Genomic DNA, 15,468 nt, shown 5'->3' on the forward strand with positions numbered 1-15,468 from the left:
CTCCTCCGACCTCTCGCTGCGACCCGCCACGGACGTGCGCACCGCGGACGACGAGCCTGCCGGGAACCGCACGGCGCACGCGGAGCGGAGCTCAGGCCTTGCGGCGCGGGCGCGTGCGGGAGGAGGGTGGCCGCACCTCGCTTGTAAGCGCGTACATCGCGCGGCGCACCCCTCGTCGCAGACGGGATCGCGCCCGCCCCGCGACCCTAGCCCCGGAGGACGTCATGACCGACCGCAGCCGCTCGGCCCCGACCCGCCGCCACCTGCTGCTCGCCGGAGGCGCGGCCGCCGCCGCAGCCGCCCTCTCCCCGCCGGCCCCCGCCGCCGCCCGGGGGCGAGCGCTCCCGCCGCTCGACGGCGCCCGCCTGCACCGCTGGGCGCGCGACACGTGGATCTCGCTCGTGGCGATGACGGACCCGTCCACGGGCCTGCCCGCGGACAACATCCCGGCGTCGCTGTCGGCGGACGCACGCAGCCGCTACACGTCACCGACCAACGTCGGCGGCTACCTGTGGTCCGCCGTGGCGGCCCGCCAGCTCGGCGTCATCAGCCCTCGCGAGTGCGAGGCGCGGGTCCGGCGGACGCTCACGACGCTCCTCGACGTGGACCACCACGTCCCGAGCGGCATGTACTACAACTGGTACGACGAGACCGACGGTTCCGTCGTCACCACCTGGCCCGGCTCCGGCGACCCCGTCGTGCCCTTCCTCTCCAGCGTCGACAACGGCTGGCTGGGCGCGGCCCTGCAGGTCGTCCGGACGGCGGTGCCCGGCGCCCGGGACCTCGCGGAGCCCCTGTGGGAGCGGATGCGCTGGGACGCCTTCTACGACGCGGACGCCTCCCGCCCCGGCGGCCTTCTCCACGGCGGCTTCTACGACTCCCCGCCCCCGGAGGGGGCCGCGGTCAGCCTCGGCGACCACCTGGGGACGGGGGACGCCGTCTGGCTCACCGACCACCACTACGACACGCACGTCTCCGAGGCGCGGATCGCCGGCTACCTCGGGCTGGTCCGGGGCCAGGTCCCGCCGAGCTGGTACTTCGCGACCTGGCGGACCTTCCCGGCGGGCTGCGACTGGTCGTGGCAGCAGACCCGACCTCTGGGGCGCACCCGCGTGCACGAGGGCGTCGAGGTCTTCGAGGGCGCCTACCCCTACCGGGGGGCGCGCGTCGTGCCGGGCTGGGGCGGCTCGATGTTCGAGGAGCTCATGCCCGACCTCCTCGTCCCGGAGGCGCGGTGGGGTCGTCGGTCCTGGGGCGTCAACCACCCCGCCCACGTGCGGGCGCAGCGCGAGCACGGGCTCGAGGAGGCGGGGTACGGCTACTGGGGCTTCTCGCCCTCGAGCGACCCGTTCGGCGACTACCGCGAGTACGGCGTGGACGCCCTGGGCCTCAACCCCGCGGGGTACCTGTCGGACCGCGAGAGCACGAACTACGACCCGGGATTCGAAGGCTGCCGCGAGGCGACCGCGCCCTCGCCGACGTACGGCGACGGCGTCGTGACGCCGCACGCGTCCTTCCTGGCCATGGCCTACGAGCCCCGGGAGGCGCAGGCCAACCTCGTCGGCCTGGAGGAGGAGCTGGGCGCCTACGGCGACGGCGGGTTCCTCGACGCCGTGGCGGTCCGCTCGGGCGCGCTGGCGCGGCGGCATCTCTCGCTGGACCAGGCCATGTGCCTCGGGGCGCTGGGCAACGTGCTCGGCGATGACGTCCTGCGCCGCGCGTTCGCCACCACGGGCGTCCAGCGCGCCCTGAGGCCGCTCATGTCCCAGGAGGTGTTCGGGGCGCGGCTCGCATGAGCGCCCGTCGCTCGCGGAGGCCGACCGGCGGGGGCAGGAGGTGGGGACGGGGAGCCCGGCGCCTCACCGGGCCCCGGGCGTCTCGCCGTCCTGGCCCCGGCGGCGCGTGGTGACGGAGAAGCTCGTCGCGCCGGTGGTCTCCGCGCGACCGCGGGCCTCGTCGTAGTCCTCGTCCTGGGTGCCGGCGCGGTCGGTGGACAGGTCCTGGCCGACGTGCTGGGTGATGTCGGGCGCGTCCTCGTCGACGGGCCGGGCGCCGGGGTCGGGCGTCTTCTCGGGCTCGCTCATGCCAGGTCTCCTGCGGTGGGCTCGGGCTACCTCGGACGACCGCCTCGCCAGCGCGACCAGCGGCGTCCTCCCACGCTAGGCAGCCGGGCGCCGGGGCGCCGCTCGAGGCGGCCGGGGCGACCGAGGGAGCGGGCGACGGCGGGCCGGCCCCCTGAGGGAGGGGCGCTCAGCCGGCCCCCTCCAGCGCGAGCAGCCGGCGCTTGGCGTCCAGGCCCCCGGCGTAGCCGGTGAGCGCCCCGCTGCCCGCGACGACGCGGTGGCACGGCAGGACGACGCAGACCGGGTTGGCGCCCAGCGCGGCGCCGACGGCCCGCGACGCGCCGGCGCGGCCGAGGTCGCGGGCCAGCGCCCCGTAGGTCGTCCGCGCGCCGTAGCCGACGCCGGCCAGCTGCTCGAGGACGGCGCGCTGGAAGGGCGTCGCGAGCGCCAGGTCGACGGCGACGTCGAAGGTCCGCCGCTCCCCCGCGAGGTACTCCTCCAGCTGCGCCGCGACGGGCGCCGTGCGCCCCGGCGCCTCGACGACGCGAGGCGAGACCTTCTGCGCCAGACGGCGCAGCAGCCGCTCGACCGCCGCGTCGTCGGGCGCGAAGGCCGACGCCACGAGCGCCCCGCCCGGGCCGTCGGCGAGGAGCACCCGCCCGATCGCCGTCTCCTGCACCGAGAAACCTACGTCGGCCCCGGCGTCGGCGGAGGTGGGCAGCGCAGGACGGCGCAGCCCCTGCCCCGCCGCGGCGCGCAGGCGCGCCGCGGCCGCCTCGTCCCCTCCCGCCGCCCCGCTCGCGGTCGTCGTCTCAGCTGCGTCGTCCACGTCCGGTCCCCTCCTGCTGCTCGTCCCGTCCACCCGCGTCCCCCGCGCCCTCCGGAGCCGCCTCATGCACCGCCAGTTCCCGGCGCAGCGCCGCCAGCGCGTCGCTGACCAGGCGCCGGGTGGCCCCGGGCGTCGTGCCCAGCGCACTGGCGACGGTCGCGTGGTCGGCGTCCGCGACGTACCGCAGCGCCAGCGCCGTGCGCTGGCGCTCCGGCAGGGCCCGGACCGCGGCCCACAGCGCGGGGTCCGCGCCGGCCAGCTCGCCGTCCGCCGGGTCCGCCCCCTCCAGGGGCGCCTCCGGCACCTCCTCGACCGGCACGGGACGGCGGGCGCGGGCGCGGTGCACGTCGGTCGCGCACCGGCTCGTCACCACCAGCAGCCAGGCCCGCGGGTCGCGCAGCCCTCCTGCCGGCGGGTAGGCGGCCAGCGCCTGTGCCCACGCCTGCTGGGCGACGTCGTCCCCGTCGAGGGGGCCGGCCAGGGCGCGCGCCAGCCGGGCGACGTCGCGCCAGTGCTCCTCGACGAGGAGGGCGAAGGGGGGTGCGCTCACGAGGAGCAGACGCGCCGGGCGCGTCCGGTGTGAGGGCGACGTCGCGGAAGGCGGTCCGCGCGGGGGGTGGACCGCTGCGGCACCTGGGGTCCAGTCTGTGCCGCGGGGGGCGGGTGGAGCCCGTGTGCACCGAGGCCCCCGGCGGGGCGACGACGTCCCGAGCGCGCAGGAACACGTGAGGAGCGATGCAGGTGTCCACGACCACGACCGCACCCGAGGTGCTCGACTCGCGCCAGCGCGGTGACGCGCGGGCGGTGGCCGTCGCGCACCGCCCGGGTGCCGTGCCGGTGGCGCGCCGCACCATCACGGCCGACGTCTCCGACCGCGTCGACGCCGAGCTGGCCCACGAGGTCAGCGTGGTCGCCAGCGAGCTCCTCGGCAACGCGCTGCGCCACGCGCGTCCCGACGAGTCGGGCCGGGTCCTGCTGCGCTGGCAGGTGCGCGGCGAGGTCGTCGACGTCGAGGTGACGGACGGGGGCTCCGCCCACGAGGTCCGCCCGCAGCGCCCCGCGCCGATGGCGACCTCCGGCCGCGGGCTGCGGATCGTGCGGGCGCTGGCCCACGAGTGGGGCGTCGTCGAGGACGACGAGGGCCGGCGCACCGTCTGGGCGGCCCTCGGCGGACCGACCCGGCGCCGTCGCCCCGTCGCCTGAGCAGCGCCTCGTCCGACCGCCTCTCGCCCGCGCCGGCGGCGGGCGGTCGGACGCCCGCCGGGCCGCTCCCCCGGTCTGCGTAGGGTTCCCGGCATGGCGAAGAGGTCCTCGGCACGACGTCCCGGCACGCAGAGCGGCGGCGCCGCGACGGCGGCCGAGGACGTCCCCGTCGTCGGCCCCCGCGAGCCCTGCCCGTGCGGGTCGGGCAAGCGCTACAAGCTGTGCCACGGCCGCGCCGCGCGGGCGGCGGCCACGGAGATCGTCCGTCGCCCCTTCCAGGGCCTGCCCGGCGAGGCCGACTGGGTCTGCCTGCGCGAGGTCGTGCCCGCCGCCACCGCGACGCTGCGCACCACGGCCGAGCACGGCGGCCTCGACGTCACCCTCGCCACGGTCCTGCCGCTCGCCTGGCCCGGTCTGCACCGCGCCGACGGCGAGCGCATGGTCGGTCTGCAGGCCGCCGGATCCAGCGGCGACCCGAGCCGCGACCTCGCGGCCGCGCTGCTCGCCGTCCTCGCCAGCGAGCCGGGCGCGCCGCTCGAGCAGCGCCCCGACGTCACGCCGGCGACACCGCGCCTGCAGGACGTGCTCGACGTGAGCCGTCCGCTCGACGTCCGCGTGCACGAGGGGTTCGACTACTGGGTGCCCGACGGCGCCGAGGCGGAGGGCGAGGTCGCCGAGTCCCTGCAGCGCGCGAGCGAGTCCGTCGTCCCGACCGAGCGCCTCAGCTCCGTCGAGGGCGCCTACTGGTGCCGCATCGGCGAGCGCACGCACCTGCGGTGGGCGATGACGCACGACGAGGACCCCCTGCTCGACGCCCTGGCCCGCCTGCACGCCGCCGGCCGCGCCGGTCTGGGCGAGGGCACGAAGTACGTCGGCGCCTTCCGGGCCCAGGGCCTCGTCGTCCCCGTGTGGGACCTCGCGCCGGGCGCGGTGGCAGACGACGTCGAGGAGCCCGCCGCGGCGTTCCGCAGCGCCCTGGACGAGGTGCTCGCCTCGCCGCAGCCGCTCACCGCGGACGAGCGCCGCGCCCGCGCCGGCGTCGTCTCCCGCCAGCTGACGCTGCGCTGACCGCGGCCCCGCCTCGCTCCCCCCGACGGCACCTCGTCGGCACATCGCCGTCACGACTGGCCCACTGATGGCACTTCGTCGGCACTTCGCCGTCGAGAGCCCCACCCCGACGGCACTTCGTCGGCACATCGCCGTCGAGAGCCCCTCCCGGCGTCAGGGTGTCGACGAGGTGCGGACAGGGGCGGGCCTCAGGGGACGGGCAGGGGGTCGCGGGAGACGGGGCAGCTCATGCACCGGGGGCCGCCGCGGCCGGAGCCGAGCTCGGAGCCGCTGATGGCCAGCACCTCGACGCCGTGGGCGGCCAGGCGCGCGTTGGTGCGGGTGTTGCGCTCGTAGGCGACGACGACGCCCGGGGCCAGCGCCAGCGTGTTGTTGCCGTCGTCCCACTGCTCGCGCTCGGCGGTGACCTCGTCGAGGCCGGTGTCGACCACGTGGAGCCGGTCGATGCCCATGGCCTCGGCCGCCGCCGCGAGGAACGGTCGGGCGCTGCCGACGTGCACGCCGGCGCCGGGGTCGTCGGCGTCGACGGGCGTCAGCACGTGCGCCGTCAGGGAGTGGGCGATCGAGGGGTACATGACCACCTGGTCGACGTCGACCATGGTGCAGACGGTGTCCAGGTGCATGGTCGCGCGCTCCTGCGCCACCGGGACGGCGAGCACGACGCGCGCACGCCCGCTCCGGAAGGCCCTCTCCGCCAGGCGCTCCACGCCCGCGGGGGTCGTGCGCTCCCCCGTCCCGACGGCGAGGACGCCGTCGGCCAGCACCATGACGTCGCCGCCCTCCACGTGCTCCAGCCCCGGCTCGTAGAGCAGCTCGGTGCCGGCGAACCGCGGGTGGTGGGCGTACACGACCCGCGTCAGCGAGGTCTCGCGGTGGCGCGCCGGCATGGCCAGCGACGACACGACGACCGACGGGCCGACCCACGCCGCGGAGTCGCGCGTGAAGAGCAGGTTGGGCAGCGGCTCGACGACGAAGTCCCCCGCCTCGCGCAGCGCCGCCACCAGGCCCGGCTCGCGCTCCGGCCGCGCGACGTCGAGCTCGTCCAGCCGCAGGCCGGCGACGAGCACCTCCGCGAGGTCCTTCGGCGCCAGCGAGTGCAGGTGCTCCCCGACGCGCTCGCCCAGGACCCGTCCGAGCGAGGGGTCGGCGAGCACGGCGTCCACGGACTCCCCCCGCGCCGTCGGGTCCTCGAGGGCCTCGGCGATCAGGTCCCCGAGCTCCAGCACCTCGACCCCGCGTCCGCGCAGGAGCTCGGCGAAGGCGTCGTGCTCGTCCTGCGCCCGCGCGACCCAGGGGACGGCGTCGAAGAGCAGGCGGTCGTTGTTGCGCGGGGTCAGCCGCGCGAGCTCGGCCCCCGGTCGGTGCAGCACGACGGAGCGCAGGCGCCCCACCTCGCTGCTGACGCCCGCGGGCGCCGGCCGCCCCCCGTCGTCGTGCGCGAGGTCGGGCGTGGGCAGCGGCGGCTGGTCCGGCATGGGCGGAGGCTAGCCGCGGCCGCGGCGCCCCGAGGCGGGCCTCGGGCCCGGGTGCGCGCTCACGAGCGGCGGGCGCTCGGACGGAGCTGCGGGCCCAGACCGGCGGGGCCCCTGACGACCAGACCGGTCACCTCTCGTCACGGTCCGTCTCCGAGCACCACGGATGTGTGGTTAGGCTCACCTCACTCGACACGGTCGGGCCCCGCACGGGGGGCCTGGTCGTCGACCCCGACGAGAGCCCGAGGTCCCCCATGCGCGCCGCCCTCCGACCGACTCCCCCGACCCGGGGCCTGCTCGTGGCCGCGGGCGCCGCGGCCGTGCTCGCGCTGTCCGCCTGCGGCGGCACCGAGCAGGCGACCTCGGCCGGGGCCGCGAGCACGACGTCGTCCGACGCGGCGGGGACCTCGGCCGCGCCCGAGACCGTGGTCGTCGAGCACGCGCAGGGCGAGACGGAGGTCCCCGTGGACCCGGAGACGGTCGTCGTCTTCGACCTCGGCGTCCTGTCGACCCTCGACGTCCTCGACGCCGAGGTGGCCGGCGTCCCGGAGTCCGGCGCCCTGGCGGAGCAGATGCCCGACTACGCCGGCGCCACGACCGTCGGGAGCCTCTTCGAGCCGGACGTCGAGGCGGTCGCCGCCCTCGAGCCGGACCTCATCGTCGTGGCGGCGCGCTCGGCCGAGTCGCTGCCCGCGCTCGAGGGCATCGCGCCCACCATCGACCTGACGGTCGACCAGACCGACTTCCTGGCCAGCGCTCGCGAGCGCATCGAGACCCTCGGCACGATCTTCGGCGAGGAGGAGCTCGTGGCCGAGCGCCTCGAGGCCCTCGACGCGCTGGCCGCCGAGACGAGCGAGGCCGCGGCGGACGCGGGCACGGGCCTGGTGGTCATGACGAGCGCCGGTGAGGTCAGCGCGTACGGCCCCGGCTCGCGCTTCGGGCTCGTCCACAGCGCCATGGGCGTGACCCCGGCCGACGAGGGCCTCTCGCCCGAGGCGAGCCACGGCGACGCCGTGTCCTTCGAGCACCTCGCGGACACCGACCCCGACCACCTGTTCGTGCTCGACCGCGACGCGGCGATCGGCCAGGAGGCCACCCCCGCGGCGCAGGTCCTCGACAACCCGCTGGTCGCCGGCACCACCGCGGCGCAGTCCGACGACATCCACTACCTGGACTCCTTCGCCTGGTACGTCGCCCCCGCCGGCCTCGGCTCGCTGGAGACGATGTTCACCGAGGTCCGCGACGCGGTGGCGTGACGACGACCGCCCGCGCTCCACGGCGCCCCGACACCCACGCACCCGCCCCGGCGGCGCGGGGCTCGGCGGGGCGCCGTCGCGCGTCCCCGGCCGCCCTCGCGGGCGCCGGGGCGCTCGTCGTCGTCGGCGCCGTCGCGTCGATGTTCGTCGGGGCGGCCGACCTCACCCCGGCCGACCTGCTCGCCGCCCGCAGCCTCGACGACCGGGCCGTGCAGCTCGTCCTGGTCTCCCGCGGGCCGCGCCTGCTCGCCCTGCTGCTCGCCGGGTCGGCCATGGGCGTCGCGGGGCTGCTGATGATGCACCTGACGCGCAACCGCTTCGTCTCGCCGTCGACGGCCGGCACGGTCGAGTGGGCGCAGATGGGGCTGCTCGTCGCCACGATCTCCCTCGGCTCCACCTCGGTCGTCGGCAAGATGCTCGTCGCCGTCGTCTTCGCCCTGCTCGGCACGGCGCTGTTCCTGCGCCTGCTGCGCTCGCTCGTGCTCGCCGACGCCCTCGTCGTGCCGCTGGTCGGCCTGATGCTCGGCGCGGTCGTCAGCGGCGTCACCACCGCGGTCGCCTACCGCGCCGACCTCCTGCAGACCCTCGGGCAGTGGACGGCGGGCGACCTCTCCGGCGTCATCGCCGGCCGCTACGAGCTGCTCTGGCTCGTGCTCGCCGCCACCGCGCTGGCCTGGTGGCACGCGGACCGCTTCACCGTCGCCGGCCTGGGCGAGGACACCGCGGTGAGCCTCGGCGTCGACCACGGGGCGGTGGTCCGGCTGGGCCTCGTCGTCGTCGCGGTGGTGAGCGCGGTGGTCGTGGTCGTCGTCGGCGCCATCCCGTTCCTCGGGCTCGTGGTGCCCAACCTCGTGACGCTGCTCCTCGGGGACGACCTGCGCCGCGCGCTGCCGGCCACCGCGGTCGCGGGCGCGGCCTTCGTCCTCGCGTGCGACGTCGTGGGCCGCGTGATGATCCACCCGTACGAGATCCCGGTGGGGACCGTCGCCGGCGTCGTGGGCGGTGTCCTCTTCCTCGCGGTGCTGCTGCACGCCCGACGCCGGGGGCTCGGCTCGTGAGCGGCGACGTCGTCGTGCGCCCGGCGCGGACGCGGGCGCGTCCCGGCGCCGTCCGCCCGGGGGACACCAGCCCGGCTCCCGACCGCCTGGGCGAGCCGGACGGCGCGGGCCGCGAGCACGCCCGCCGCCGCCGGGTCGTGGCCCTGCTCGGCGCCCTGACCCTGGCCTCGTGCGTGCTGCTCATGGTGGTGGACGTCCAGGTCGCCTGGAGCTTCGTCCTGCCGCTGCGCGGCCTCAAGCTCGCCGCGCTCGTCGTCGTCGGGGTCGCCGTCGGCACCTCGACCGTGCTGTTCCAGACCGTCACCGCCAACCGGATCCTGACGCCGGCGATCATGGGCTTCGACTCCCTCTTCGTCCTCGTGCAGACGGTGGCGGTGGCGACGCTCGGCAGCTTCGCCGTGCTCACGGCCGACCCCCGGCTGCGCTTCGCGGTCGAGGTGGGCGTCCTGCTCGTCTTCGGCCTGCTGCTGCACGCGCTGGTCCTGCGGCGCACCACGTCGGGGGACGTGGTCCTGCTCGTCCTCGTGGGCGTGGTGCTGGGCACGCTCTTCTCCAGCCTGACGCTGATGGTCTCCCGCGTCCTCGACCCCAACGACGCCCTGACCCTGCAGGACCTGCTGTTCGCCTCGGTCGGGACGGTCGACGCCCAGCTGCTGCCCCTCACCGCGGTCGTCGTGGCGCTCTGCCTCCTGCTGGTGGTGCGCCGCCTGCGGGTCCTGGACGTCGTCGCGCTGGGCCGCGAGACGGCCATCGGCCTCGGCGTCGACCACTCCCGCGTGGTGCGGCGCTCGCTCGCCGTCGTCGCCGTGCTCGTGGCGGTCTCCACCGCGCTCGTCGGCCCGCTGACCTTCCTCGGGCTGCTCGCGGCGAACCTCGCCCGGGAGGCGCTGGGGACCCACCTGCACCGCTGGACGGTGCCCGCCGCCTGCCTCGTCGCGGTGCTCGCGCTCGTCGGCGGGCAGGTGCTGCTGGAGCACGTGCTCGGCTTCGGCACGGCGCTCGCCGTCGTCATCGACGTCGTCGGGGGCCTGTACCTCCTCCTCCTGCTCCTGCGGCAGGGCCGAGCGACCGCGAAGGGGCTCCTCCCGTGACCACCTGGTTCCTCCTGTGATCAGCGTCCGCGACGTCTGCGCCTCCCACCCCGGTGGCGGGCGCGTGCTCCACGACGTCACCCTCGACGTCGAGGCCGGCGCCGTCACCGCGCTCATCGGGCCCAACGGCGCCGGCAAGTCGACGCTGCTCGCGGTGATGGCGCGCCTGCTCGAGCCGGAGCAGGGGCAGGTCCTCCTCGACGGGCGCGACGTGCGCCGGACGCCCGGGGCGGAGACGGCCCGGCGCCTGGCCGTGCTGCGCCAGGACACCTCCCTGGCCGTCCGGCTCACCGTCCGCGAGCTGGTGGCCCTCGGGCGCTTCCCGCACTCCGCCGGCCGGCTGACCGACGTCGACCGCGAGCTCGTGGCCCGCGCCGTCGAGGACGTCGACCTCGTCGACCTGGCGGACCGCCGCCTCGACCGGCTCTCCGGGGGCCAGCGCCAGCGGGCGCACCTCGCGATGGCCCTCTGCCAGATCAGCGGCGGCGACGGGAGCGAGGACGACGGGGGCGGGTACCTGCTGCTGGACGAGCCGCTGGCCGCGCTCGACCTCAAGCACTCGGTGCGGGTCATGCGCCTGCTGCGCCGGCGCGCCCGCGAGCGCGGGCTGACGGTCGTCGTCGTCGTGCACGACGTGAACTTCGCCGCCGCCCACGCCGACCGCGTGGTGGCCATGGCCGACGGCCGCGTCGTGCGGTCCGGCCCGACCGCGGACGTCATCACCGGGCCGGTGCTCGCGGCGCTCTACGGCACCGAGGTGACCGTCCACGAGCTCGACGGGCAGCGCTTCGCGGCCTACCACGCCTGAGGGGCGTCCGGGCGCGGACGTTGAGCCACCCGCCGGGCGGACAGGCGACGACTCGCCCTCCTGGCTCGGACCCGCGGGCCGCGCGACGTGCGGCTGGGTAGCGTGCCCGTCGTGCGCCTCGCCGTGATCATCCCCGCCAAGGACGAGGAGGAGCGGATCGACGCCACCGTCCGCGCCGCCCTGGAGATCGAGGGCGTCGACGTCGTCGTCGTGGTCGACGACGGCAGCTCCGACCGGACGGCCGTCACCGCCCGCGCCGCCGGAGCCCGTGTGGTGCGCCACCACCGGAACCTCGGCAAGGCCGCGGCCCTGGAGAGCGGCGCCGCCCTCGTGCGCGACCTCGAGCAGCCGCCGCCCGGCGTCGTCCACGACACCGCCGGGCGGGCCCTGGCCACGGACGAGCCCCGCGCGCTGCTGCTCGTGGACGCCGACCTCGGCGCGACCGCCCGCGAGACCGCCGCGCTGGCGGGGCCCGTGCTGGCGGGTGAGGCCGACGCGACGATCGCCGTCCTCCCGCCGCAGTCGGCTCCCGGGGGCGGCCGCGGGCTCGTCGTCGGGCTCGCGCGCCGCGGCATCGTCGCGGCGACGGGGTGGACGCCGACCCAGCCGCTGTCGGGCATGCGCTGCCTCACGCGCGACGCCTTCGAGAGCGCGCGCCCCCTCGCCCCCGGCTGGGGCGTGGAGACGGCGATGACGATCGACCTGCTGCGCGCCGGCCAGCGCGTGCTCGAGGTGCCCTGCGCGCTGCAGCACCGCGTCTCGGGGAAGGGCTGGCGCGCGCAGCTGCACCGCGCGGCGCAGTACCGCGACGTCGCGCGCGCCCTCGCCGCTCGCGGCCGGCTGGACGCGCTCGTCCCGCCGCGCTGAGCGGGGCGCCGCCGCAGGAGCGACCCGACGCGGAGGTCCGGGGCCGTCCTGGGCGTCTGCGGGACGCGGCGAGGTCCCCGGCGCTACCGTCCGCCGCCATGGGCGCGACGACCGTCATCCGGGCGCTGCGGGCGGGCGCGGCGGTCGCCGTCGCGGGCGGCGTGGCGCTGGGGCTCGCCCCTCTCCCGCTCGGCGACCTGGGGTGTCCCCCCGCGCTGGGCGCGTCGCCGGCGGCGGACGGCCAGGAGCTCGACGTCGTGCTCGCGTGCGCCGAGCAGCGCGCTGACCGCCAGCACCTGGTGGGCGGGCTGGTCGTCCTCGGGCTGGCCACGGCGGCCGGCGCCCGGCTCGCGACCCGCACGCCCCGCCTCCGGCCCCCCGTGGACGCCCCCTAGCGGAGCCCCCGGCTCCCTCGGGCAGCCGACCGGTCGTCCCGACGGGCTGGGCCCCGGGTCATCCCCCGGATCATCCCGAGGGTCGTCCCCCGCGCGGGGCCGCCTCCGGCGCGGGGACCCTCGGCACGGCCACGCCCGCCGCGTCGTCCTCGAGCGCGCGGGCGCCGGCCGCGATGAGCAGCGGGACCATGAGCGTGGCCGCGACCGCGGGGATCGCCGTCCCCGAGTCGTTGACGGCGAAGCCGAGCAGCACGAGCACGAGCCACGACCAGAAGCCGGCGTGCAGGGCCGGGCTGCGGTCGAAGGCCCGCCGCAGCGCCGGGGGTCCCCAGGTCCCCGGCCGCAGCAGCACGAGCGCGACGAAGAGCGCGGCGATGGGCACCAGCAGCCCCTGCGGGTTGCCCGTGAGGATGCTCACGTTCGCGGAGAGCTTGCGCCCGACGACGTCGAGCGCACCGCCGTCGAGGACCGTCTCGACGAAGCGCCCGAGGTGGGTGCGGTCGCCCGGGGGCCGCAGCCAGTCGAGGGTGGCGAGCAGGGCCATGGCGACGACCGTGCCCCCGCCGATGAGCAGGACCCGCGACCATGTGATGCGCACGCCGGCGACCATCAGGGCCAGCACGGCGAAGGCCGGGATGATCGCGGGCGGGCCGCCGAAGTCGCTGCCCAGGCCGGGGGTCCCGTCGAGGACGGCGCAGGCCAGCCCGAGGACCACGACGACGGCGACGGCCCACCGCCGCCGCCCCTGCTGGAGCAGCCTGCTGGCGAAGGCCGTCGCCAGGAGCAGGCACCCGGTCGCGAAGAGGGCGAACGGCGGGTTGCCGAGCCCGTAGAAGCGCCCGGCGACGATGGGGTTGGGGCCCATGAGGCTGGAGAGCTGGAGCGTCGACCCGGTGACGACGTCCGCGGCCAGCACGGCCGCCGTCGTCCCCGCGACGGCGGCGAGCGGACCCAGCACGCCCCGCCGCCAGGGCCCGAGCAGGGCGAGGGCGGCGACGACGGCGGTCCACCCCGCCACGGCGACGACGAGGACCAGCGCGGAGGGGTCGGCCCGCCACCACGGCACCAGCCCGGCGAGGACGGTGGACACGGGCACCGACGCCGAGACGACCGACACCCGCCGCAGCCACGCGAGGACCCGTCGGCGGCCGTCCGGCCCGCCCCAGCGACGGCGCAGCGCGAGCACCGCCGCCCCGTAGAGGAGCAGCTGGGAGCCGTAGAGCGCGTAGAAGAAGGGCCCGACGACGGGGCGCACCTCGATGGCCGCGCGCGCCAGGTCGGTGACGGCGTCGCGCCGCTCCTGCGCGTCGAGCCCGGCCTCGACGGGGCGCACGGGGGCGCCGACGAACCCGCCGGGCCCCTCGACCCCCAGCGCGTCGAGGAGCGTCGGGGCCAGGTCGGTGGTCTGCAGGAGGCCGTCCTGCCGCGTGGAGGAGGAGCCGACGAGCGTGCCCTCGTAGCGGTCCGAGGCTCCTCCGGCCGCCGGGCCGACCGCCGCGAAGGCGCCGAGGTGGGCGGTCGAGGTGGCGTCGGCGATGCTGGCGACGACCACCGTCGCGTCGTCGTCGACGGCGGCGAGGACGGCCCCCACCCGGGCGTCCAGCTGCTCGACGGTGCTCGCGGCGCCCTCCTCGGGCACCTCGCCGTCGGGGCCGGCGTCGGCCAGGAGGCTGCCCGCGTCGACGACGACCAGCTCGGCGCCGTCCTCGAGCAGGCCGGCCACGGCGTCCCCGAGCCCGGCCGGGTCCGGGGGCCGCGGGACGTGCGGGCCGCCGAGGACGCCGTCGGACGTGGCGAGCGCGACGGCCGCCCCGGGGCCCACCGAGGCCGTCGCCGTGCCGGCGCGGGCGAGCGCGTCGCCGAGCAGCCCCAGGCGGGCGTCGTAGTCCTGCTCGGCCGCCGCGGCCTCGTAGACCGGCCAGCGCTCGACGAGGCCGTCGACCGGCTCGCGCGGGGTGCTGCAGCGGGTGAGCACCTCCTGCGGGTCGGGCTCGGGGCTGTCGCCGTCCGCCGCCTCCAGGTCCATGCCCGGGCGCGGGTCCAGGACGCGAGACCCGGAGGAGACGGCGAGCCAGCCGTCGGCCGGGCAGGCGCTGGCGGTCACGCTGCGGACGGCGACGTCGCCGACCCCCGCGTCGCGCAGCAGCGCGCCGAGCACGGGGGTGCGGGCTGGCGCCTGGGGCTCGCCGTCCGGACCGGCGCCCGCCTCGGCCTCGGACGGCACGGCCGCGCCGTCCTCGTCCACCGGCGTGACGTCGCCCCAGCGCAGCCCCGGCACGCCCACGAGCACCACCGGGCCAGGCACCCCCGCGCGCTCCCCACCGCCGGCCGTCGCGCTCGCGGCGGCTGCGGGCGCGAAGCCCGTGAGGAGCACCAGGACGAGCGCGAGGACGACGGGCACCCGGCGAGGGTAGGGCGCCGCCCTGGGCCGGCCCTGGACGCGGGAGCAGCGCGCGCCCGCCGTCGACCGGCGGTGCGGTACCGTCGGCGCGTTCACGAAGGGGAGTAGCCCCCAACCGCGGCGTCGACACACTGGCCGCACCCGCCCTGCGGGTGCACCCGGTGCCGCGGACCCGAGCGGATGCCGAGAGGCGTCCGGTGCGGGTGGGCGAGACCTTCGGCCGCGCACGCCCGCCGTGCGCCCGCCGGAGGCGCCCCCGCGCAGCCGGTCGGCGCGCGCCTGCCCCCTCGAGGACCCGTGGACCAGCTGCTCGTCTCGACCGCCGTCGGCTTCGGCGTCATCTTCGCCGCCGAGCTCGGCGACAAGTCCCAGCTCATGGCGCTCACCTTCGCCACGCGCTACCGGCCCTGGCCGATCATCGCCGCGATCACCGTGGCGACGGGCGCGGTGCACCTCGCCTCCGTGGTGCTCGGCGCCGCCGTCGGCGCCGCGCTGCCGACGACGGCCGTCGCCGTGGCGGCGGGCCTGGCCTTCATCGGCTTCGGCGTCTGGACCTTCCGCGGCGACTCCCTCGACGAGGACGAGGAGGAGAGGGCCTCCCGCACCGGTCGGTCGGTCTTCGTCACCGTCGCCGTGGCCTTCGTCCTCGCCGAGCTCGGCGACAAGACGATGCTCGCCACCGTCACCCTCGCCGCCCGCGACGAGAGCTTCTGGGAGTACGCGGGGACGTGGCTCGGCTCCACGGTCGGGATGGTCGCGGCCGACGCCCTGGCCATCGTGCTCGGCTACCACCTCGGACGGCGCCTGCCCGAGCGGGCCGTCGCCCTCGGCGCCGGGGCGCTCTTCGTCCTCATCGGGGTCTGGCTGCTCGTCGACGCCCTCCTCCTGGGCTGAGCCGCTCCCGAGCCGGACCGCCACCCGTCCGAGCCGCTACCCGTCCGAGCCGCTCCTGGGCCG

The 15,468-nt window shown here is 77.4% G+C and carries 15 protein-coding genes; 10 read left to right on the forward strand and 5 right to left on the reverse strand.

Annotated features, from left to right (window positions below; genetic code table 11):
• Positions 1 to 224: 224 nt before the first annotated feature.
• On the forward strand, positions 225 to 1,796 hold the full coding sequence (locus Q0848_RS06995; protein WP_299036363.1) for a glucoamylase family protein: 1,572 nt from the start codon (positions 225 to 227) through the stop codon (positions 1,794 to 1,796).
• Positions 1,797 to 1,859: 63 nt separating this feature from the next.
• Here Q0848_RS06995 and Q0848_RS07000 read toward each other — a convergent pair whose 3' ends face one another.
• From Q0848_RS07000 to Q0848_RS07010, 3 genes are all read right to left on the reverse strand, one after another.
• A complete protein-coding gene (locus Q0848_RS07000; protein WP_299036364.1) occupies positions 1,860 to 2,084 on the reverse strand; it encodes a hypothetical protein in 225 nt (74 codons plus the stop codon).
• A gap of 166 nt (positions 2,085 to 2,250) precedes the next feature.
• Positions 2,251 to 2,892: a methylated-DNA--[protein]-cysteine S-methyltransferase gene (locus tag Q0848_RS07005; RefSeq protein ID WP_299036365.1), complete on the reverse strand. Its 642-nt coding sequence runs from the start codon at positions 2,890 to 2,892 to the stop codon at positions 2,251 to 2,253.
• Positions 2,876 to 3,442, reverse strand: coding sequence for an RNA polymerase sigma factor (locus tag Q0848_RS07010; protein ID WP_299036366.1), 567 nt, complete (start codon positions 3,440 to 3,442; stop codon positions 2,876 to 2,878). Before Q0848_RS07010 ends, Q0848_RS07005 begins: the two co-directional genes overlap by 17 nt.
• Positions 3,443 to 3,633: 191 nt before the next feature.
• Between Q0848_RS07010 and Q0848_RS07015 the strand changes: the two genes are divergently transcribed.
• Both Q0848_RS07015 and Q0848_RS07020 read left to right on the forward strand, forming a co-directional pair.
• Entirely contained in the window at positions 3,634 to 4,095 is a 462-nt protein-coding gene (locus tag Q0848_RS07015; protein ID WP_299036367.1) for an ATP-binding protein, read from the forward strand.
• A gap of 93 nt (positions 4,096 to 4,188) precedes the next feature.
• Positions 4,189 to 5,163, forward strand: coding sequence for a DUF5926 family protein (locus tag Q0848_RS07020; RefSeq protein WP_299036368.1), 975 nt, complete (start codon positions 4,189 to 4,191; stop codon positions 5,161 to 5,163).
• A gap of 188 nt (positions 5,164 to 5,351) precedes the next feature.
• Here Q0848_RS07020 and Q0848_RS07025 read toward each other — a convergent pair whose 3' ends face one another.
• On the reverse strand, positions 5,352 to 6,638 hold the full coding sequence (locus tag Q0848_RS07025) for an arginine deiminase (RefSeq protein WP_299036369.1): 1,287 nt from the start codon (positions 6,636 to 6,638) through the stop codon (positions 5,352 to 5,354).
• A gap of 251 nt (positions 6,639 to 6,889) precedes the next feature.
• Here Q0848_RS07025 and Q0848_RS07030 point away from each other — a divergent pair, with 251 nt between their 5' ends.
• The 6 genes from Q0848_RS07030 (at position 6,890) to Q0848_RS07055 (ending at position 12,110) form a co-directional block, all read left to right on the forward strand.
• On the forward strand, positions 6,890 to 7,891 hold the full coding sequence (locus tag Q0848_RS07030; protein WP_299036370.1) for a siderophore ABC transporter substrate-binding protein: 1,002 nt from the start codon (positions 6,890 to 6,892) through the stop codon (positions 7,889 to 7,891).
• Positions 7,888 to 8,949 (forward strand): ABC transporter permease, encoded by a 1,062-nt coding sequence (locus tag Q0848_RS07035; RefSeq protein WP_299036371.1) that lies wholly within the window; start codon positions 7,888 to 7,890, stop codon positions 8,947 to 8,949. Before Q0848_RS07030 ends, Q0848_RS07035 begins: the two co-directional genes overlap by 4 nt.
• Positions 8,946 to 10,040, forward strand: coding sequence for an iron chelate uptake ABC transporter family permease subunit (locus Q0848_RS07040; RefSeq protein WP_299036372.1), 1,095 nt, complete (start codon positions 8,946 to 8,948; stop codon positions 10,038 to 10,040). The genes Q0848_RS07035 and Q0848_RS07040 overlap by 4 nt, the downstream gene beginning before the upstream one ends.
• A 16-nt stretch (positions 10,041 to 10,056) precedes the next feature.
• Positions 10,057 to 10,848, forward strand: coding sequence for an ATP-binding cassette domain-containing protein (locus Q0848_RS07045; RefSeq protein ID WP_299036373.1), 792 nt, complete (start codon positions 10,057 to 10,059; stop codon positions 10,846 to 10,848).
• 102 nt (positions 10,849 to 10,950) lie between these two features.
• Complete coding sequence (locus Q0848_RS07050; RefSeq protein ID WP_366146445.1) at positions 10,951 to 11,715, forward strand: glycosyltransferase; 765 nt, start codon at positions 10,951 to 10,953, stop codon at positions 11,713 to 11,715.
• 98 nt (positions 11,716 to 11,813) lie between these two features.
• Positions 11,814 to 12,110: a hypothetical protein gene (locus Q0848_RS07055; protein ID WP_299036375.1), complete on the forward strand. Its 297-nt coding sequence runs from the start codon at positions 11,814 to 11,816 to the stop codon at positions 12,108 to 12,110.
• A gap of 70 nt (positions 12,111 to 12,180) precedes the next feature.
• On the opposite strand, the gene Q0848_RS07060 is transcribed toward Q0848_RS07055, so the two are convergent.
• Entirely contained in the window at positions 12,181 to 14,511 is a 2,331-nt protein-coding gene (locus tag Q0848_RS07060; RefSeq protein WP_299036376.1) for a hypothetical protein, read from the reverse strand.
• A 297-nt stretch (positions 14,512 to 14,808) separates the two neighbouring features.
• Between Q0848_RS07060 and Q0848_RS07065 the strand changes: the two genes are divergently transcribed.
• Positions 14,809 to 15,405 carry a TMEM165/GDT1 family protein gene (locus Q0848_RS07065; protein ID WP_299036377.1) on the forward strand — a complete coding sequence of 199 codons (597 nt, stop codon included), beginning with the start codon at positions 14,809 to 14,811 and terminating at the stop codon, positions 15,403 to 15,405.
• Positions 15,406 to 15,468 lie beyond the last annotated feature (63 nt).

The organism is uncultured Pseudokineococcus sp., assembly GCF_947495735.1.
In the GTDB taxonomy this organism is placed as follows: Bacteria; Actinomycetota; Actinomycetes; order Actinomycetales; family Quadrisphaeraceae; genus Pseudokineococcus.

What these genes read in the sequence shown, in the direction of transcription:
- Q0848_RS07020 (WP_299036368.1), top strand. Translation starts at nt 4,189, where the DNA reads ATGGCGAAGAGGTCCTCGGCACGACGTCCCGGCACGCAGAGCGGCGGC.
- Q0848_RS06995 (WP_299036363.1), top strand. Translation starts at nt 225, where the DNA reads ATGACCGACCGCAGCCGCTCGGCCCCGACCCGCCGCCACCTGCTGCTC.
- Q0848_RS07055 (WP_299036375.1), top strand. Translation starts at nt 11,814, where the DNA reads ATGGGCGCGACGACCGTCATCCGGGCGCTGCGGGCGGGCGCGGCGGTC.
- Q0848_RS07000 (WP_299036364.1), bottom strand. Translation starts at nt 2,084, where the DNA reads ATGAGCGAGCCCGAGAAGACGCCCGACCCCGGCGCCCGGCCCGTCGAC.
- Q0848_RS07030 (WP_299036370.1), top strand. Translation starts at nt 6,890, where the DNA reads ATGCGCGCCGCCCTCCGACCGACTCCCCCGACCCGGGGCCTGCTCGTG.
- Q0848_RS07025 (WP_299036369.1), bottom strand. Translation starts at nt 6,638, where the DNA reads ATGCCGGACCAGCCGCCGCTGCCCACGCCCGACCTCGCGCACGACGAC.